Source organism: Curtobacterium sp. ZW137 (assembly GCF_003762905.1).
Lineage (GTDB): Bacteria > Actinomycetota > Actinomycetes > Actinomycetales > Microbacteriaceae > Curtobacterium.
The window spans coordinates 90,171-109,318 of the sequence record NZ_RJKS01000005.1 but is presented as its reverse complement, the minus strand read 5'-3'; the positions used below and the strand labels follow the sequence as shown (position 1 = coordinate 109,318).

The window sequence follows — 19,148 nt, the reverse complement described above, 5'->3', positions numbered from 1 at the left end:
GTCGTGACCGCGTCAGCGCCCGTCGCCGTCCGGGTCGATCCCGGAGTCGAGGCCCGGCAGGATGCCGTCCTCCACAGCGCGACGGAGCAGGTCGACCTTGGTCGGTGCGGGACGCCCGACCTCGACGTACTTCACGCGGATGCGGTCGAGGTACTCGCGCGCCGTCGAGTAGCCGATGCCGAGCTGCTGTGCGGCGAGCTTCAGCGGGAGTCCCGATGCGTAGAGGTGCAGGATCTCGCGCTCACGGCGCCCGAGCTGGGCCTTCGCGAAGTCCCGGTCGGCGTCGATCGCGCTCGCCCACTCGAGGTTGTTGAGCACGTCCCCGCGCGCGACGGTCGCGACGGCGGCCATCACGGTCTTCGTCGCGGAGGACTTCGGGATGACGCCGGCGGCCCCCGCCGCCAGTGCCTCTCGCACGTTCGCGACGCGGTCGGCGATGCTGTGCACGAGCACGGCCGAGCCGGTCCCCTGCACGCCCTTGACGTTCTCGGTCACGGTCGAGCCGTCTCCGAGGGACAGGTCGAGGACGACGACGTCGACTTCCCGCCCGTCGAGGTTCGCGATGTACTCCGGCACGCTCGCGGCGGTCAGCACGACCTCGAAGCCCTCGTTCTGGCATGCGGCCTGGATGCCGAGCCGGACGGACTCGTGGTCGTCGACGATCGCGACGCGAACCGGCCTCGTGGTGAGTCCGGTCGTCCCTGGTGTTGTGGTCGTGTCTGCTGGCACGGTGACCTCTCGTTCCGACGCGCCCGGCCCCTGAAACCGGACTGCCGTCAGAGGCAAGGATACCCAGGTCGGACCCAGGTTCCGTCCCCGCCGCACAAGTGGCCGCTACGCGATCGGCACCAGGCGCGCGACGGCCTCCACGTGGTGGGTGTGCGGGAAGAGGTCGAAGGCCCGCAGCGCCTCGAGCCGGTAGCCGAGATCGGCGAACGTGGCGACGTCCCGGGCGAGGGCGACGGGGTCGCAGGCGACGTACACGACCTGCGCTGGCTGGAGTGCGGCGATCTGCACCACGACCTCTCGCCCGGCACCGGCGCGCGGCGGGTCGAGCACGATCGTGCCCGCGCGGTACCGCTGCTTCTCGGCGGCGGTCGCGGCGGACACGGTGCGGGCGAGCCAGCGGTCGACCCGTCCGGTCTCGGCGCGGGCACCGATCCACTCGGCGAGGTTCTCCTGCGCGTGCTCGGTGGCGCGCCCGGAGCTCTCCACGCTCGTGATGCGGGCCTTCGGGCCGACCAGGTCGCCGAGCGCCGCCGCGAGCAGCCCGACACCGCCGTAGAGGTCCAGGTGCGTGCCGTCGGCGTCGAGACGGTCGCGGTCGACGAGGTCCTGCACGGCTCCGGTCAGCACCTCGGCGGCACGGTGGTGCACCTGCCAGAAGCCGTTGTCGTCCACCTGGAACGTCCGTTCGCCGACGGTCTCGGTCACGATCGTGGGGGTCTGCGTGTCGATGACGAGGCGCGCGCCCTCGGAGTCCGACGGCGCGACGACGTCGACGACGGACGCGCCGGGCATCGAGCCGCGACCGAGCGGGGCGCTCGCCTGCACGGCGGCGGTCGCGAGCGGGAGCGCGGTCACCGGGACGACGTCGTGGGAGCGGGCCGCGAACGGTCCGGGGGTGCCGTCCTCGGCGACGTGCAGGCGGACGCGGGTGCGCCAGCCGAGGCCGTTCGCCTCGTCGTCGCCGGGTGCCGCCTCGACGATGACGTCGTGCCCGAGCACCTCCGCGAGGTCGATGTGCCCGAAGCGTGCGAACGAGTCCACGAGCACGTCGTGCTTCAGGGTGCGCTGGTGGGCGAGTGCGATGTGGCCGAACTCGGCGCCGCCGGGTCGCTCCGCCGGGTCGCGGTCGAGACCGGCTTCCGGCCAGACGTGGTCGACGCGGTGCTCGCTCGGCGTGATGACGCTGACCGTGTCGGCGCGCCAGAACGACTTCTTCCGGTCCTCCGTCACCCGCGCGACGACACGCTCCCCCGGGATCGCGTCCGAGACGAACACCACCCGCCCGTCGTGTCGTGCCACCGAGATCCCGCCGTGGGCGATCCCGGTGACGTCGAGCTCGAGCAGCGTTCCGACCGATTCACCCATGGTTCGATGTTCCCATGCGTCTGTACCTCGCGAGTACCTCCCCCGCCCGCCGGGCCCTCCTCGCCCAGTCCGGGATCGAGCCGGTGCTCGTGTCACCGGGGGTCGACGAGGACGCCGTCGGGGCGGCCGCCGCGGCGGAGCTCGGCCGTGACCTCACCGGTCCGGAGCTCGTCTCGCTGCTGGCGGTCGCGAAGGCCTCCGCCGTCGCGGACGCCTCCGTCGCCGGGTCACCGGTCGACGGCTTCGTGTTCGGCGGGGACTCCGCGTTCGAGGTCGACGGGCACCTGTACGGCAAGCCGCACGACCCGGCCGTCGCGCGGGACCGGTGGCGGCAGATGCTGGCCGCCGGCGGCGGCACGCTCTGGAGCGGCCACTGTGTGCTCGACCGGCGCCGGGACCTGGACCCGACCACACACCGGCCTGGAGGCTCGGATCCGGCCCGCACCGAGCCTCCCGTCCGGCACGTTGTCGGCCCCGTGGCCACCGTGCCGCTCCTGGGGGACGTCGCGCCCGGCGGATCCGCCCTGGCCGTCGACGGCGACCGCGTGGTCGCGGTCGACAGCGCGGTGCTCACCTTCGCCGACGACGTGTCCGCGGACGAGATCGACGCGTACGTGGCGACCGGCGAGCCGCTCGAGGTCGCCGGTGCGTTCACCATCGACGGGCGCGCCGCGGCGTACATCACCCGCATCGACGGTGCACCGTCCGCCGTCGTCGGGCTGTCGCTGCCCGTGCTGCGGTCGATGCTGCTGCGCGGCTTCGGCGTCTCCTGGCACGACCTCTGGGCGCTGTAGACATCCACCTGCATTTGCCCGGCTTTCTTGTCGATGCCGGTCAATTCGACCTGCTCCGGCGCGAATACGCTGATGTGTCATGCCCCGTATCAGCAAGGTCCTCATCGCGAACCGCGGCGAGATCGCCGTCCGCATCATCCGTGCGGCCCGCGATGCTGGCAAGGCCTCGGTCGCGGTCTACGCCGACCAGGACCGTGACGCCCTGCACGCCCGCCTCGCTGACGAGGCGTACGCGCTCAACGGCACCACGAGCGCCGACACGTACCTGGTGATCGACAAGATCATCTCGGTCGCCCGCCGCTCCGGTGCCGACGCCGTGCACCCCGGCTACGGCTTCCTCGCCGAGAACGCCGACTTCGCCCGCGCCGTCATCGACGCCGGGCTGACCTGGATCGGGCCGTCGCCCGAGTCCATCGAGCGTCTCGGTGACAAGGTCTCCGCGCGCCACGTCGCCGAGAAGGTCGGCGCGCCGCTCGCACCCGGCACCATCGAGCCCGTGCAGGACGTGTCCGAGGTCTTCGACTTCGTCGACCAGGTCGGCCTGCCCGTCGCGATCAAGGCCGCGTTCGGCGGTGGCGGCCGTGGGCTCAAGGTCGTGCGCGACCGGTCCTCGGTCGAGGAGCTCTTCGAGTCGGCGACGCGCGAGGCGATCGCGGCCTTCGGTCGTGGCGAGTGCTTCGTCGAGAAGTACCTCGACAAGCCGCGCCACGTCGAGACCCAGTGCCTGGCGGACGAGCACGGCAACGTCGTCGTGGTCTCCACGCGCGACTGCTCGCTGCAGCGCCGCCACCAGAAGCTCGTCGAGGAAGCCCCCGCGCCCTACCTGACGCCCGCACAGGAGTCCGCGCTGTACTCGGCGTCGAAGGCGATCCTGCGCGAGGTCGGCTACGTCGGTGCCGGCACCTGCGAGTTCCTCATCGGGGCCGACGGCACGGTGTCCTTCCTCGAGGTGAACACCCGCCTGCAGGTCGAGCACTGCGTGTCCGAAGAGGTCACCGGCATCGACCTGGTGCGCGAGCAGTTCCGCATCGCCGAGGGCGGCGTGCTCGACTACTCCGACCCGATCCCGCGCGGTCACTCGTTCGAGTTCCGCATCAACGGCGAGGACCCGGGTCGCAACTTCTTCCCGGCACCCGGCCCCGTGCACGTGTTCCACGCGCCGTCCGGCCCCGGCGTCCGCGTCGACTCGGGCGTCGTGTCCGGCGACGTCGTGTCCGGCTCGTTCGACTCGATGCTCGCGAAGCTCATCGTCACCGGCGCCACGCGTGCCGAGGCGCTCGAACGCTCGCGGCGCGCACTCGCTGAGTTCGAGGTCGCCGGACTCCCGACGGTCATCCCGTTCCACCGCGCGGTCGTGTCGGACCCGGCGTTCGCCACTCCCGACGACGTCCCGTTCAGCGTGTACACGCAGTGGATCGAGACCGACTTCGACAACGACATCCCGGCGTGGAGCGGTTCCCCCGAGGAGCTGCCGGCGCCCGCGTCCCGCGACACCGTCGTGGTCGAGGTGCAGGGCAAGCGCATCGAGGTCACCATGCCGTCGATCGTCGGCGGCGGTGCCGGCGCGGCCGCAGGTCGTCGTCCGGCCGGACCGTCCGCTCCCCCGCGTCGCCGCACCTCGGCCGTCCGCGGTGGCCGCACCGTCTCCGGGTCGTCCGTGGCGTCGCCGATGCAGGCCACCGTCGTGAAGCTCGCGGTCGCCGAGGGCGACACCGTCGTGAAGGGCGACCTGCTCGTGGTGCTCGAGGCCATGAAGATGGAGCAGCCCGTGCAGGCCCACAAGGACGGCGTCGTCACCGGGCTGAACGCCCCCGTCGGCCAGACGATCTCGTCCGGCCACGTGCTGCTCGAGCTCGCGTAGCGCGCCGCGCGCCGCGCGCCGCGGGCGCCGGGCGCTGCGCGCGCTACGCGCCGCGCTGCGCCGCGGGGCGCTGCGCGCGCTGCGCGCCGCCGCGCGCGCTGCGCGCCGCGGCGCGCCGCGGCGCCCCGTGGTGCCGTTCGGCAGCGCACCACCGAAACCGGTTCGAACCGCGGATGTCCGTGGTTCGAACCGGTTTCCGTTGTGCGGTGACGATCGACATCGTTCAGCGCACCGTGCGGAACGAGCGTTCGACCATCGGGACCCCGCACGAGCGGAGCAGAGCGCGGAGGAGTTCTGCGTCGTTCGCCTCAGTCCAGCCGAAGCGTCCGATGCCGTTCACCCCCGGAACCCGACGGAGTCGGTCCTCGCGCCGCTTCTCGGCGTAGACGACATCGGCCGCAGTGGTGCCCGCGTCGCGCATCGACGCGTCGGTGTACTTCGCTCGGCCGTCGAACTCGAGCACGACGCCCTGCTCCGGGAACCAGAAGTCGACGCGCGCGACGAACCCCGCATCGTCGTGGAACTCGCGCTGGAGCTCGGGCCGCGGCGCCCCGACCTCATCGAGCGCGACCCGGGCGACCGACTCCCCGGGAGAACCGCTCAGTGCGTCCGCGAGCTCGATCGCGGCGGTGGCGCGAGCACGACCGTGCACCGCCGATCGCCCTGCGAGCTCCGTGGTGAGCGCAGCCCGATCGACGCCGCGTCGGAGAACCACGTCGAGGATCGGGACGGACAACCGCAGTTCGTGCGCGATGGCGATGTCGATCGCCGTCACCACGATGTCGGTCACGCGCCGCCCCGTCGTCGTCATCCTGACGGTCTGTAACGAGCGGTTCTGTCCGGGATGTTTCCGGACGGACCGGAGTGACTGGGTCGTGGTCCGCTGCGTGTCGATCACCTCCACCACATCCGGGAACTCACCCCGCCAGGGGAGCCCGTGGAGCGCGGCCGCCGAGGCGTGCGACACGATCAGTCGTTCGGAGAGTCGACCGTGGACCGCTCGGACCCGCGCGACGTGTCTCGTGCCCGGGTCCGCTCGACGCCAGGCGTCAGCGTCGACATAGCGCGCAGGTGCCAGGCGGAGCAGCCGGCCGGTGTCCGCCGCGGCGCTCAGCCGTGCACCGCGGCGCCCGGTCGTGTCCGCAGCCCCACCCACGAGGATCTCGAGACGTTCCATCCCCGCATCGTCTCGGGGACCGCTCAAGACGGGTGCTCGCGCGCCCGATCTGTGCACAACCTCGGCCGGCCGACCCCTTGTGGAGGACTCCCCCACGCGTCCTCCGCGCGGAGCTCGCACAACCGAAAACGGCTCGAACCGCGAATGACCGTGGTTCGAGCCGGTTTCGGTTGTGCGCTGCCAAGACGCACCGCGGCCGGCACGTCAGCGCCGGGCGCGGCGCGCGGCAGCGGCGCGCGGCAGCAGCGCGCGCAGCGCGCTACGAGACGCGGGGGCGGATGCCGGCGGCGAGGGCGTCGACGAGCGACTGGGCCTCGGCGGGGGTGGCCGCGACCGTGTCGATGTAGACCTTCACCTTGGGCTCGGTGCCGCTCGGGCGGACGATGACCCGCGCCTCCCCGGCGAGGTCGTATCGCAGGATGTCGGACGGCGGGAAGCCCTCCACGCCGGACTGGTAGTCCGTCGTGGCGAGGACCTCGATGCCGCCGAGCGACGTCGGCGGTGCGTCCCGGAGCGCGGACATGATCGCGCCGATGCGGGACAGGTCGTCGACGCGGGTCGCCACCTGCCCGGACGCGAACGCGCCGAACTCCGCCGCGAACGCCTCCAGCTGCCCGGCGATGCTCGACCCCGATGCCGCCAGCGACGTGGCGAGCGAGAGCAGCTCGAGCGCCGCGGAGATGCCGTCCTTGTCGCGGACCACCTGCGGGTCGACGAGGTAGCCGAGCGCTTCCTCGTACCCGAAGAGCAGGTCGGGCACGCGGGAGACCCACTTGAACCCGGTCAGGGTGTCCCGGTACCCGAGGCCGTGCCGGGCCGCGACCCGGGACAGCGCCGGCGACGACACGATCGACGCCGCGAGGACCCCGGACCGCCCGGCCTCGACCGCCCGCGACGCAGCACGCCAGCCGAGCAGCCAGCCCACCTCGTTGCCGGACAACCGCCGGTACTCGCGCGGACCGGACCCGGGGGCACCCACCGGGATCGCCAGGGCGAGCCGGTCGGCGTCGGGGTCGTTCGCGATCACCAGGTCCGCGCCGACCGCGACACCGCGGGCGATCGCGAGGTCCATCGCGCCCGGCTCCTCCGGGTTCGGGAACGACACCGTCGGGAACGCCCCGTCCGGCTCGATCTGTTCCGGCACGACGGCCGGCTCGGCGAACCCGGCCGCGGCGAACACCGCCCGGGCGGTCTCCCACCCGACGCCGTGCATGGCCGTGTAGACGACGGACGGCTGCGATGCGACCGGGAGGGCCGGTGCGGGCACGATCGCGGCCGTGGCGGCCACGTAGGCGTCGAGGACGGCAGCCGGGGCGACCGTGTAGTCCGTCGCGCGCGGCAGGGCGGCGATGGACCCCGCGGCGACTGCGTCGATCGCGGCCGCGATGGCGCCGTCGACCGGCGGCACGATCTGCGATCCGTCGTCGTCCCCGCCGAGGTACACCTTGTAGCCGTTGTCCCGCGGCGGGTTGTGGCTCGCGGTCACCATCACGCCGGCACCGACGTCGAGGTGCCGGACGGCGAACGCCAGCACGGGTGTCGGGAGCGCGGACGGCAGCAGCGTGACGTCGAGGCCGAGGCCCCGCATCACCTCGGCCGAGTCCCGGGCGAAGACGTCCGAGTTCACCCGGCCGTCGTACCCGATGACGACGCTCCGCTGCCGGCCGGTGTCGATGAGGAACCGCGCGAGACCGGCGGCCGCCTGGGTCACCACGACCCGGTTCATCCGGAGCGGACCCCAGCCGAGCTCGGCGCGGAGCCCGGCGGTGCCGAACTCCAGACGCCCGGCGAACCGTTCGGCAAGGACCGACATGGCTTCCTCGTCGCCCGACGACGCGCGCGCGACCACGGCGTCGAGCGAGCCCTGTGTTTCGAGGTCCGGGTCCTGCGCGAGCCACGCCCGCGCGACGTCGAGCACGTCCGAGGTCACAGCGCCGCCACCACGCGTGCGAGCAGGTCCGCGATCACCGGCTCGGCATCCCGCCCGGCCTCGAGCACCTCGGTGTGGGACAGCGGGGTCTTCTGGATGCCGGCGGCGAGGTTCGTGATGAGCGAGAACCCGAGGATCTCCATGCCGGCCTGGCGGGCGGCGATGGCCTCGAGCGCGGTGGACATGCCGACGATGTGGCCGCCGATGGTCTTCGCCATCTGGACCTCCGCCGGGGTCTCGTAGTGCGGACCGCGGAACTGCGTGTAGACGCCTTCGTCGAGGGACGGGTCGATCGTGCGGGCGACGGCGCGGAGCCGCGCCGAGTACAGGTCGGTGAGGTCGATGAAGGTCGCGCCCTCGAGCGGGCTGTCCGCGGTGAGGTTGATGTGGTCGCTGATGAGCACGGGCGTGCCCGGCTTCCAGTGCTCCTTGATGCCGCCGGCACCGTTCGTCAGCACCATCGTGGTGGCACCGGTCGCGGCGGCGGTGCGGACGCTGTGCACGACACGACGGACCCCGTGGCCCTCGTAGTAGTGCGTCCGGGCCCCGATCACGAGCGCGTGGCGCCCGTCGGGCAGGCGGATCGAGCGCACCGTGCCGGAGTGCCCGGGGACGGCGGAGGCGCTGAACCCGGGGACCTCGGCGGCGGGGATCTCGGAGACGGTCTCGCCGACGAGGTCGGCGGCCTTCCCCCACCCGGATCCGAGTGTCAGAGCGATGTCGTGCCGCTCGATGCCGGACTTCGCTGCGATGACGGCTGCGGCATCACGGGCGACGTCGAACGGGTCGACGGCGGGGTCGTTGAGCGGGTTGGAGTCGGTGGTCGTGCTGGCCATGGGCCAATGCTACGGGTCACCGAGCGCAGCGCCGTGCGCCCCGCTCCGGGGCACCCAGCGCAGGTCCGTGCGCCCCGCTACGGCGCCGGTGCCTCGCCCAAGGACCGCTCGACGGCGGCCGTGATCTCGCTCTGGTCGAAGTGGTTCCGGATCACGATGACCTCGGCGTAGGTGTCCCCGATCGCCTCGACGAACTCCTGCGAGGTGAGGATCACGTTCGCGTCGTCGGACACCGCGCGCACCGAGGCGACGTCGGCCGCCACGACCTCTGCCGTGAGCCCGAGCGCCGACAGGGCCTTCTCGGCGTTCACCTTGAGGATCGCGCTCGACCCGATGCCCGCACCGCAGATGGTCACGATCTTCATGCCGACACCCCCATGATCGAGCGGATCTCCGCTGCGGACCCGGCCGCGGCGAGCCGGGACGTCACCGAGGCGTCGTTGAACAGGTTCGCGATCTCGCCGATGGACTCGAGGTGCGTCCCGACCCCGGCGACGGCGAGCCCGAGCACCACCGAGACGGGGTCGTTGTGCGGGTGCCCGAACGACACGGGCGTGGACAGCGTCACGACGGCGAGGCCGTCTCGGAGCACCGACGATCCCGGCCGTGCGTGCGCGAACGCCAGCCCGGGCGAGATCACGATGTACGGCCCGTGTTCCTCCACCATGGCGATCATGGCGTCGGTGTAGGCGTCCGTCGCCGCTCCCGACGCGACGAGGGCGCCACCGGCGAGCCGGAGCGCGTCACGCCACGTCGGCGCGGACGCACCGAGCACGACGGCGTCGTCGGAGAGCGGCGGCAGACCCATGCGATCAGGCCTCCGCGTAGCCGGACGTGATCAGCGCGATGATCTCCTCGCGGTCCTCGAGCGGCAGGAACGAGCCGAGGGCGGCGTTGATCTGGAACGCGGCGAGGTCGTCGAGGTCGTACCCGAACGTGCCGGCGAGGAGTGCCAGCTCCTTGGTGAGCGTGGTGTTGCTCATCAGGCGGTTGTCGGTGTTCACGGTGACCCGGAAGCCGAGCTGGTAGAGCACGTCGAACGGGTGGTCGGCGAGGTCGTCGCCCCACGCGGCGATCGCGCCGGTCTGCAGGTTCGAGGACGGCGAGAGCTCGAGCGGGATCTCGCGGTCACGGACCCACGAGGCGATCTCCCCGAGGGACGCCAGCGTGGAGCCGTCACCGGCGTCGGAGAGGGTGACGTCCTCGAACAGGCGGACACCGTGGCCGAGGCGGAGCGCGCGACCGTCGACGAGGGCCGAGCGGATCGAGGCGAGCCCGTCGGCTTCACCCGCGTGCACGGTGACGGGGAAGAGCTCGGAGGCGAGGTAGTCGAACGCGGCGCGGTGGTTCGAGGCGGGGAACCCGGCTTCGGCCCCGGCGATGTCGAACCCGACGACGCCACGGTCACGGTGGCGGACGGCGAGCTCGGCGATCTCGAGCGCGCGGTCGGCGTGGCGCATCGCGGTGACGAGCTGTCCGACGCGGATCGCTCCGCCGGCGGCGTCGACCGCTTCCTCGATGCCGGCCTGCACGGCCTCGACCGTCTCGTCGAGGGTCAGCCCGCCCTGCAGGTGCTGCTCGGGCGCCCACCGGATCTCGCCGTACACGACACCGTCGGCGACGAGGTCCTCGACGAACTCCCGCGCGACGCGGGTCAGGCCGTGCGCCGTCTGCATCACGCTCGTGGTGACGTCGAACGTCTTGAGGTACTCGACGAGCGACCCGGAGTTCGACTGGTCCGCGAACCACTGGCCGAGCTCGGCGGCGTCGGTGGTGGGGAGCGCGATGCCCGCCGCGTCGGCGAGCTCGATGATCGTCGCGGGGCGGAGGCCACCGTCGAGGTGGTCGTGCAGCGAGACCTTGGGCAGGTCGTTGATCACGGCGCCCGCGTCGGGCAGTCGGTACGTGGGTGCGGCGTCGGCGCTCATGTCCACCAGGCTATCGGTGGTCACCCCCGCCTCGCAGGCGACGTCCCACAGGTTCGTGGAGAACTGCCTGGAGGCTCCCTACATGTGGACAGACGACCTCACGTCAGGCGTTCACGCACGATCGGCCCCCGCGCCGGAGCGGACGATCCGATCGACCAGGCCCCGTCGAGCACCTCGAGCGCACGCGGGATCCGCGATTCCTCGTCGGTGTGCAGCGTCCAGAGCGGCTGCCCCTCGGTCACGGTGTCGCCGGGCTTGACGTGCAGCTCGATGCCGGCCCCGGCCTGCACCGGGTCCTGCGCACGGGCACGACCGGCGCCGAGCCGCCAGGCGGAGACACCGAACGGCAGCGCCTGCTGCTCGACGAGCACGCCGGACGACGGCGCCGTGACGACGTGCTGCTCGCGGGCGACGGGCAGCGCGGCGGCCGGGTCCCCGCCCTGCGCCCCGATCATCCGGCGCCAGGTGTCCATCGCGCGGCCGTCGGCCAGCGCCGCAGCCGGGTCGGCGTCCGGCAGCCCCGCCAGGCGGAGCATCTCGGAAGCGAGCGAGAGCGTCAGGGACACCACGTCCGCCGGGCCGCCGCCCTCGAGGACCTCGATCGACTCCCGCACTTCGAGCGCGTTGCCGATCGTCAGCCCGAGCGGGACCTCCATGTCGGTCAGCAGCGCCGAGGTCGCGACCCCGGCGTCCTTGCCGAGGTCGACCATCGTCTGCGCGAGCTCCCGGGACGCTTCGTACGTGGGCATGAACGCCCCCGACCCGAACTTCACGTCGAGCACGAGCGCACCGGTGCCCTCGGCGATCTTCTTCGACATGATGCTCGACGCGATGAGCGGGATGCACTCGACGGTCCCGGTGATGTCGCGGAGCGCGTAGAGCTTCTTGTCCGCGGGTGCCAGGCCCGAGCCGGCCGCGCAGATCACGGCCCCGACGTCGTCCAGGATCTCGAGGAGCCGGTCGTTCGACAGCGATGCCTGCCACCCCGGGATCGACTCGAGCTTGTCGAGCGTGCCGCCGGTGTGGCCGAGCCCGCGCCCGGAGAGCTGCGGCACGGCGACCCCGAACGACGCCACGAGCGGCGCGAGCGGCAGGGTGATCTTGTCGCCGACCCCACCGGTGGAGTGCTTGTCCACGGTCGTCTTGCCGAGCGAGGAGAACGACATCCGCTCCCCCGACGCGATCATCGCGAGCGTCAGGTCCTTGATCTCCCGGCGCTCCATCCCGTTCAGGAAGATCGCCATCGCGAGTGCGGCCATCTGCGGGTCCTCGACGTACCCGCGGGTGTACGCGTCGACGAGCCAGTCGATCTCCGGCGTGCTCAGCGCGGAGCCCGACCGCTTGGTGCGGATGAGGTCGACGGTGTCGAACGGTTCGACGGCCATGGTTCAGTGCTCCTGCTGGTACGTGACGAGGGTGCGGGGCCCGAAGGCATCCGGCAGGACCTCGTCGATGGTGCGGATGCCGGAGACGGTCTCCAGCAGCATGCCCTCGGCCGAGTGCTCGAACAGCAGCTGCCGGCAGCGGCCGCACGGCATCAGGGTGGCCCCGTCGCCGTCCACGCACGTGAACGCGACGAGCTTGCCGCCGCCGGTCATGTGCAGCTGCGAGACGAGCGAGCACTCCGCGCAGAGCGTCACGCCGTAGGACGCGTTCTCCACGTTGCAGCCGGACACGATCCGGCCGTCGTCGGTGAGCGCAGCTGCCCCCACCGGGAACGACGAGTACGGCGCGTAGGCGTGCCGCATGGCAGCCGTGGCCGCGTCGCGGAGCGACGCCCAGTCGCGTTCGGACGGGAGGCTCGTGGCGGGGTCCTCCCCGGCGGTGGCGGCGACCGCGTGGTCGGCCGCAGGGCCCGTTTCGGTCATGTGCCGTGCCTCCCGGCTAGCTCTTGGTGTACGGCTTGCCGGACGCGGCGGGACCACGCGACTGCCCGACCAGGCCGGCCACCGCGAAGATCGTCACCACGTAGGGCAGCATCAGCAGGAACTCGCTCGGGACGGGCGAGTTGATCGACCCGAGGACGTTCTGCAGGTTCGACGCGAAGCCGAACAGCAGCGCCGCGAGCGTCGCCTTGATCGGGTCCCAGCGGCCGAAGATGACGGCGGCGAGGGCGATGTAGCCCGCGCCGGCGGTCATGTCCTTGGCGAACGGTCCGACGGAGCCGAGCGTGAAGTACGCGCCGCCGAGGCCGGCGATCGCGCCTGCCAGGGAGACGTTCCAGAAGCGCGTGCTGAGCACGTTGATGCCGACCGTGTCCGCGGCCTGCGGGTGCTCGCCGACCGCACGGAGGCGCAGGCCCCAGCGCGTCTTGAAGAGCGCGAAGGTGACGACGGCCACTGCGACGTAGGCGATGTACACGATGACGTTCTGCTCGAAGAACACCGGGCCGATGACCGGGATCTGGTGCAGCACCGGGATCGGCAGCACCGGGAACCGGATGCCGACGTTGAGCGTCTGCTCGGCGGGCGAGAGCACCTGCGAGTAGAGGAAGCCGGTCAGGCCGGACACGAACGCGTTGATGACGACGCCGACGATGACCTGGTCGACGAGGTACTTGATGCTGAACGCTGCGAGGACGAACGACACGAGCACCCCCGCGACGAGGGCACCGATGAGGCCCACCCACGCCGAGCCGGTGAGCGAGCCGATCATCGCGGAGACGAACGCGCCGGCGAGGAACTGGCCCTCGATCGCGATGTTGACCACACCGACGCGCTCCGAGATCACGCCGCCGAGGGCACCGAACACCAGCGGGACGCTGAGCCCGAGGGCACCGACGAGGAGCCCGGGCACCGGGATCGTCGCACCGGCCGCGGCCCATGCGAGGAACCCGACCACGAAGAACAGCGCGAACAGCGAGGTCACCCAGAGCGGGGTCTTCTCGTAACGGCTGGCCTGGACGAACGCGTACACGGTGGCCAGGGCGAGCACCACGATGACGACGATGCCGGTGCCGGTGGCGGGCAGCGGCACGTCGGGCAGCTGCACGAAGTCGCCGGCGTTCGCGAGCCGGAACGTGGCGTCGCCGGCACGGTGCAGGAACCCGAAGAACACGAGTGCGACGACCGTGAACACGGCGAACGCGATCGGGAGCTTCCAGCTGCGGGTGGACTCGACGGCGCGGTCGGCCGTCGGGGCGGGCATGGCCGCTGTGGGGCTGAGGGTGCTCACGCGGCGACTGCCTTCCGCTCGGACTTCTTGGAGCTCTTGCGGCGCGCGCCCGGCTGCGGGATCCGGAAGATCGCGCGGACGAGCGGCGGGGCCGCGATGAACAGGACGATGAGGGCCTGGATGACACCGACGATGTCGATCGGGATGCCGTTCGCGGCCTGCATGGCGTAGCCGCCGTTCTTCAGGACGCCGAACAGGATCGCCGCCCAGAAGGTGCCCCACGGCTTCGAGCGGCCGAGGAGCGCGACCGTGATCGCGTCGAAGCCGATGCCGGCGTCGATGTTCGAGGTGAAGCCGCTCGTGACGGCACCCTGCACCTGGTACGCCCCGGCGATGCCGACGAGCGCACCGGAGATGACGAGCACCCAGATGGTCAGCGACGGCACGCTCATGCCGGCGACCCGAGCCGCACGCGGGTTCTCACCGATGGTGCGGAAGCGGAAGCCGAGCGAGGACTTGTTCACGAGCCACCACACGACGACCACGGCGATGAGCGCAACGACGAAGCCGAGGTCGATGCCGAAGCGCGGGCCGAACAGTGCCGGGAGCACCGCGGAGTCCTTCATGGCGGGTGAGATCGGGTTCGGGCTGCCCGGTGCCTGCAGCAGACCGGGGGTCCGGAGGAGGTAGCTGACGAGGTAGAGCGCGACGTAGTTGAGCATGATCGTCAGGACGACCTCGTTCGCGCCCGTCCGCGCCTTCAGCACACCGACGATGCCACCCCAGACCGCGCCGCCGACGATGCCGGCGATGATCGTGAGCGGGATGTGGATCGCCGCGGGCAGGTCGACCGCGAAGCCGACCCAGCCGGCCGCGGCCGCGCCCATCAGGATCTGTCCCTGGCCGCCGATGTTGAACAGGCCGGCGCGGAACGAGATGGCGATGCCGAGACCCGCTGCGATGAGCGGCACGGCGTAGTCGATCGAGCGGGTGATCGGGGCGATCGCCTGCGCGAAGGAGCTCGCACCGAAGTTGATGACCGAGCCCTGGAAGAGCGAGGCGTACGAGCCGCCGACCGCGGTCCAGATCGCGCGGAACGTGTCGCCGGGGCGGGCGAAGAAGTAGCCGGCCGCCTGCTGCACGGCGGGGTCCGTGATGGCGATGAGGATGCCGCACGCGACGAGTGCGAGCACGATCGCCAGGACCGTGACGAGCACGGAGCCGTTCATGATGCCCTGCAGGGCGGCCTGCATGCGCGCGGTGCCGGTGCGGTCGCCCGCGCGGCGCTCGGTGTCGTCCGCGGAGTCGGTCATCAGGCGGGGGCCGCCCTCGACGTCCTGGATGCGGTCGTCGGTGGGCAGGGTGTTCTCTTCGGGGGGCGTGGGGGTGCTCACGCTGCCAGCTCCGTTCCTTCGGGCAGTTCTCCGGCCATCATCAGGCCGAGGACGTCGCGCGGGGTGTCCGCGGGGACGATGCCGATGATCGCGCCGCGGTACATCACCGCGATCCGGTCGGCGAGCGCCACGACCTCGTCGAGCTCCGTGGAGACGACGATGACCGGGACGCCGGAGTCGCGGGTGGCGACGATGCGCTTGTGCACGAACTCGATCGACCCGACGTCGATGCCGCGGGTGGGCTGCGCCGCGACGAAGAGGCGCAGGTCGCGGCTGAGTTCGCGGGCGAGGACGATCTTCTGCTGGTTGCCGCCGGACAGCCGGCCGGCCGCGGTGGTGCGGCCGGGGGTACGGATGTCGAACTCGGCGATCTTCTCGTCGGCGAAGGCGTCGCGTTCCGCGGCCCGGATCGTGCCGGCGCGGACGAACTCGCTGTGGTCGGCGCGGTCGAGCATCAGGTTCTCGGCGATGGTGAACTCGCCGACGAGCCCGTCTTCCTTGCGGTCCTCGGGGACGAAGCCGACACCGGCGTCGAGCACCTGCTTGACGCTCCGGCCGGTGAGCTCCTTGCCGTCGAGCGTGACGTGCCCGGTGCGGATCGGCTCGAGTCCGATGATCGCCTCGGTGAGCTCGGTCTGGCCGTTGCCCTGCACGCCGGCGATGGCGAGGACCTCGCCGCGCCGGACGGTGAAGGAGACGTCGTCGACGAGCACGATGCCGGACGGGTCGGTGACGGTGACGTTCTGGACGACGAGCGCGTCCTCCCCACCGGCGGAGGGCTCCTTGTCCACGACGAGGGAGACCGCGCGGCCGACCATGAGGGCGGCGAGCTCGTTGTTCGTCGCGGTCGGGGATGCCTCTCCGACGACCTTGCCGAGCCGGATCACCGTGATGCGGTCGGCGACTTCGCGGACTTCACGGAGCTTGTGGGTGATGAAGACGATGGCGGTGCCGGCTTCGCGGAGCTGGCGCATGATGCCCATCAGCTCGTCGGTCTCCTGCGGGGTGAGGACGGCCGTCGGCTCGTCGAACACGAGCACGGAGGCGTCGCGGGAGAGTGCCTTGATGATCTCCACGCGCTGCTGCACGCCGACGGGCAGGTCCTCGACCCGGGCGTCGGGGTCGACGTCGAACCCGAAGCGCTCGGAGATCTCGCGGACGCGCTTGCGGGCGCCGGCGAGGTCGAGTCGGCCGCCGAACGTGGTCTGCTCCTGGCCGAGCATCACGTTCTCGGCGACGGTGAACACGGGCACGAGCATGAAGTGCTGGTGCACCATGCCGATGCCGGCGCGCATCGCGTCGCCGGGGCCGTCGAAGTCCTGGACGACGTCGTCCAGGAGGATCTCGCCCTCTTCGGCCTGGTACATGCCGTAGAGCACGTTCATCAGGGTGGACTTGCCCGCACCGTTCTCACCGAGGAGGCAGTGCACCTCGCCCGGTTCGACGGTGAGGGAGATGTGGTCGTTCGCGACCAGGGGGCCGAACCGCTTGGTGATGCCGCGGAGTTCCAGCTTCATGTCGGGAGTCTATTTCTGTCGTGGTGCTGCGGAGCGCATGGGAATGCGGGCGGAGGAGAACTCCCCCGCCCGCATCGGTGGTGCTACTTGACGGTCGCCTTGGTCTCGACCTTGATCGAGCCGTCGATGATGCCGGCCTTGATCGTGTCGAGCTCCTTGGACAGGCCCGAGTCGACCTTCGACGCGTAGTCGTGGAACGGCGCGATGCCGACGCCGTCGTTCTTCAGCGTGCCGACGTACGGGGTCTTCGAGAAGTCGCCCTTGGCAGCCTGCTCGACGACGTCCTTGGTCGCGGGGCGCATGCCCTTCTCGACGGACGTCAGTGCGATGTCCTTGTAGCGCGGGTCGGCCTCGTAGAGGTCGCTGTCCGCACCGATCAGGACGGAGCCGTTGTCGGCGTCCTTGATGGCTTCCGCGGCGCTCTGGTAGATCGGGCCACCGACGGGCAGGATCACGTCGGCGTTCTGGTCGAGGAGGGTCTGCGCGACCGACTTCGCCTGGGTGCCGGCCTCGAAGCCACCGGTGAAGGAGCCCTTCTGGCTGTCGACGTCCCAGCCCTTGACCTGGACGTCCTTGCCCTTCTTCTCGTTGTAGTACTTCACGCCGTCCGCGAAGCCGTCCATGAAGATGGTGACGGTCGGGATCTGCATGCCGCCGAAGGTGCCGACGACGCCGGACTTCGAGTAGGACGCCGCCGCGTAGCCGGCGAGGAACGCCGCCTGCGAGGTGTCGAACGTGATCGGCTTGACGTTCTTGGCGTCGATCGAGTTGTCGTCGATGATCGCGAAGTCGGTGTCGGGGTTCGCAGCGGCCTGCTTCTTCGTGGCGTCGGCGAGGTTGAAGCCGACCGTCACGATGAGCTTGCAGTTCTGGTTGACGAGCTGCTCGATGTTGGAGTCGTAGACCGTGGAGTCCTTCGACTCGGCCGACTTGTAGGTCGCGCCGAGGTCCTTGGCGGCGTCCTTCAGGCCCTCGTAGCCGAGCTGGTTGAAGGACTTGTCGTCGAAGCCGCCGGAGTCCGACACCATGCAGGGGCGGAAGCTGGTGGTCTTCGCCGACGAGGTGTCGGACGGAGCGGCGGAGCAGCCGGCCAGGACGGCGACGGTGCCGAGGAGCGCGAGGCCGCTGAGTGCGATCTGACGGGTACGAGATGACACGGGTTGGTTCCTCCGGGGAGCAGGGCCCGGTCACTGCGCACCGGGCGATCGTGGCGACAGTACACGACCGCCTGGTCGGTACAGAACGCCCTCGGAGCCGCCTGTGGATCAGTTACGAGATCGCGACCGCGCCGTAACGCGGCCGTAACGCGACGACGTGCTCAGGACCCCAGTTGTGGGGGTTTGGCGATGGAGCGCTACAGGACGTCGTCCCGGCCACTGATCTTCAGTGCATCCACCACACCCTTGACCCGCTGGGCGTTCGCGCTGGTCGTCACGAGCAGTGCGTCCGGGGTGTCCACGACCACGATGTCCTCGACCCCGATGAGCGAGATCAGGCGCTGGCTGTGCGACACCACGATCCCGCTCGAGGAGTCCGCCAGGATCCGGGCGCCGTCGCCGAGCACCGCGAGGTTGTTCGTCCGGCCGCCGGACTGCAACTTCGCGAGGGACGCGAAGTCGCCGACGTCGTCCCAGTCGAAGTCGCCGGGCACCACGGCCATCCGGCCGGCAGCCGCCGCGGGCTCCGCCACGGTGTAGTCGATCGCGATCTTCTTCAGCGCGGGCCAGATCCGGTCCACCACGACGCCGCGCGCCGAGGTGTCCCACGCGGCGGCGAGCTCTTCGAGGCCGGCGAGCAGCTCCGGCTCGGCCCGGCCGATCTCCGCGAGGATGACGTCCGCCCGGGCGATGAACATGCCGGCGTTCCAGAGGTAGGAGCCGTCCTCCAGGTACCCGCGGGCCGTGTCCAGGTCGGGCTTCTCGACGAAGGACCGCACCGAGTGGGCGTTCGGGGCACCATCGACCCCCAGGCCCTCACCGTCGGCGTGGATGTAGCCGAAGCCGATCGCCGGCTCGGTCGGGGTGATGCCGATCGTGGTGACGTACCCGGCACGGGCGACCGCCACGGCCTCGCGCACCGACCGGCGGAACCCGCGGGCGTCGCCGATGACGTGGTCGGCCGCGAACGACCCGATGACGACGTCGGGCTCCCGACGACGGAGGATCGCGGCCGCGAGACCGATCGCCGCGGTGGAGTCCTTCGGCTCGCTCTCGAGCACGACGTTGTGGTCGTCGATGCCCGGCAGCTGCGACTCGACCGCGACGCGGTGCGCGCGGCCGGTGACCACCATGATCCGCGACTCCCCCGCGAGCGGTGCGAGCCGGTCCCACGTCTGCCGGAGGAGCGAGGTGCCCGATCCGGTCAGGTCGTGCAGGAACTTCGGGGCGTCGGCGCGCGAGAGCGGCCAGAGGCGCGATCCGATCCCGCCGGCGGGGATGATCGCGTAGAAGTCTTCGAGGGGGGCTGCCACCCGCTCACCGTACCGGTCGGGGGTCGTCCTTCC

The 19,148-nt window shown here is 71.3% G+C and carries 17 protein-coding genes; 2 read left to right on the top strand and 15 right to left on the bottom strand.

Going from position 1 to position 19,148, the window contains the following annotated elements; translation table 11 throughout:
• Window positions 1-12: 12 nt before the first annotated feature.
• Both EDF55_RS16750 and EDF55_RS16745 read right to left on the bottom strand, forming a co-directional pair.
• Complete coding sequence (locus EDF55_RS16750; protein WP_123656123.1) at window positions 13-729, bottom strand: response regulator transcription factor; 717 nt, start codon at window positions 727-729, stop codon at window positions 13-15.
• A gap of 105 nt (window positions 730-834) precedes the next feature.
• Window positions 835-2,094, bottom strand: coding sequence for a class I SAM-dependent RNA methyltransferase (locus EDF55_RS16745; protein WP_123656122.1), 1,260 nt, complete (start codon window positions 2,092-2,094; stop codon window positions 835-837).
• 14 nt (window positions 2,095-2,108) lie between these two features.
• Here EDF55_RS16745 and EDF55_RS16740 point away from each other — a divergent pair, with 14 nt between their 5' ends.
• Together EDF55_RS16740 and EDF55_RS16735 are read left to right on the top strand one after the other, a co-directional pair.
• The gene (locus tag EDF55_RS16740; RefSeq protein WP_123656121.1) at window positions 2,109-2,888 is read left to right on the top strand and encodes a nucleoside triphosphate pyrophosphatase; all 780 of its coding nucleotides are present in this window, start codon (window positions 2,109-2,111) and stop codon (window positions 2,886-2,888) included.
• 79 nt (window positions 2,889-2,967) lie between these two features.
• On the top strand, window positions 2,968-4,749 hold the full coding sequence (locus EDF55_RS16735) for a biotin carboxylase N-terminal domain-containing protein (RefSeq protein ID WP_123656120.1): 1,782 nt from the start codon (window positions 2,968-2,970) through the stop codon (window positions 4,747-4,749).
• 223 nt (window positions 4,750-4,972) lie between these two features.
• Here EDF55_RS16735 and EDF55_RS16730 read toward each other — a convergent pair whose 3' ends face one another.
• The 13 genes from EDF55_RS16730 to EDF55_RS16670 form a co-directional block, all read right to left on the bottom strand.
• Entirely contained in the window at window positions 4,973-5,539 is a 567-nt protein-coding gene (locus EDF55_RS16730; protein WP_123656119.1) for a hypothetical protein, read from the bottom strand.
• Window positions 5,540-6,185: 646 nt separating this feature from the next.
• Window positions 6,186-7,856, bottom strand: coding sequence for a phospho-sugar mutase (locus EDF55_RS16725; RefSeq protein WP_123656118.1), 1,671 nt, complete (start codon window positions 7,854-7,856; stop codon window positions 6,186-6,188).
• On the bottom strand, window positions 7,853-8,692 hold the full coding sequence (locus tag EDF55_RS16720; RefSeq protein ID WP_123656117.1) for a purine-nucleoside phosphorylase: 840 nt from the start codon (window positions 8,690-8,692) through the stop codon (window positions 7,853-7,855). Before EDF55_RS16720 ends, EDF55_RS16725 begins: the two co-directional genes overlap by 4 nt.
• A gap of 77 nt (window positions 8,693-8,769) precedes the next feature.
• On the bottom strand, window positions 8,770-9,057 hold the full coding sequence (locus tag EDF55_RS16715) for a PTS sugar transporter subunit IIB (RefSeq protein WP_123656116.1): 288 nt from the start codon (window positions 9,055-9,057) through the stop codon (window positions 8,770-8,772).
• Complete coding sequence (locus EDF55_RS16710; RefSeq protein WP_123656115.1) at window positions 9,054-9,500, bottom strand: PTS sugar transporter subunit IIA; 447 nt, start codon at window positions 9,498-9,500, stop codon at window positions 9,054-9,056. The genes EDF55_RS16715 and EDF55_RS16710 overlap by 4 nt, the downstream gene beginning before the upstream one ends.
• A gap of 4 nt (window positions 9,501-9,504) precedes the next feature.
• A complete protein-coding gene (locus EDF55_RS16705) occupies window positions 9,505-10,620 on the bottom strand; it encodes an adenosine deaminase (RefSeq protein ID WP_123656114.1) in 1,116 nt (371 codons plus the stop codon).
• Window positions 10,621-10,718: 98 nt separating this feature from the next.
• On the bottom strand, window positions 10,719-12,005 hold the full coding sequence (locus EDF55_RS16700) for a thymidine phosphorylase (protein WP_123656113.1): 1,287 nt from the start codon (window positions 12,003-12,005) through the stop codon (window positions 10,719-10,721).
• 3 nt (window positions 12,006-12,008) lie between these two features.
• Window positions 12,009-12,488 (bottom strand): cytidine deaminase, encoded by a 480-nt coding sequence (locus EDF55_RS16695; RefSeq protein ID WP_123656112.1) that lies wholly within the window; start codon window positions 12,486-12,488, stop codon window positions 12,009-12,011.
• Window positions 12,489-12,504: 16 nt separating this feature from the next.
• Window positions 12,505-13,794, bottom strand: a complete 1,290-nt coding sequence (locus tag EDF55_RS16690) for an ABC transporter permease (RefSeq protein ID WP_395867757.1) — start codon at window positions 13,792-13,794, stop codon at window positions 12,505-12,507.
• Complete coding sequence (locus EDF55_RS16685) at window positions 13,791-15,128, bottom strand: ABC transporter permease (protein ID WP_260236093.1); 1,338 nt, start codon at window positions 15,126-15,128, stop codon at window positions 13,791-13,793. Before EDF55_RS16685 ends, EDF55_RS16690 begins: the two co-directional genes overlap by 4 nt.
• Window positions 15,125-16,645: an ABC transporter ATP-binding protein gene (locus EDF55_RS16680; protein ID WP_123656111.1), complete on the bottom strand. Its 1,521-nt coding sequence runs from the start codon at window positions 16,643-16,645 to the stop codon at window positions 15,125-15,127. The genes EDF55_RS16685 and EDF55_RS16680 overlap by 4 nt, the downstream gene beginning before the upstream one ends.
• Window positions 16,646-16,728: 83 nt before the next feature.
• A complete protein-coding gene (locus EDF55_RS16675) occupies window positions 16,729-17,802 on the bottom strand; it encodes a BMP family protein (RefSeq protein WP_123656110.1) in 1,074 nt (357 codons plus the stop codon).
• 197 nt (window positions 17,803-17,999) lie between these two features.
• Window positions 18,000-19,115: a mannose-1-phosphate guanylyltransferase gene (locus tag EDF55_RS16670; RefSeq protein WP_123656109.1), complete on the bottom strand. Its 1,116-nt coding sequence runs from the start codon at window positions 19,113-19,115 to the stop codon at window positions 18,000-18,002.
• Between the last annotated feature and the right edge of the window lie 33 nt (window positions 19,116-19,148).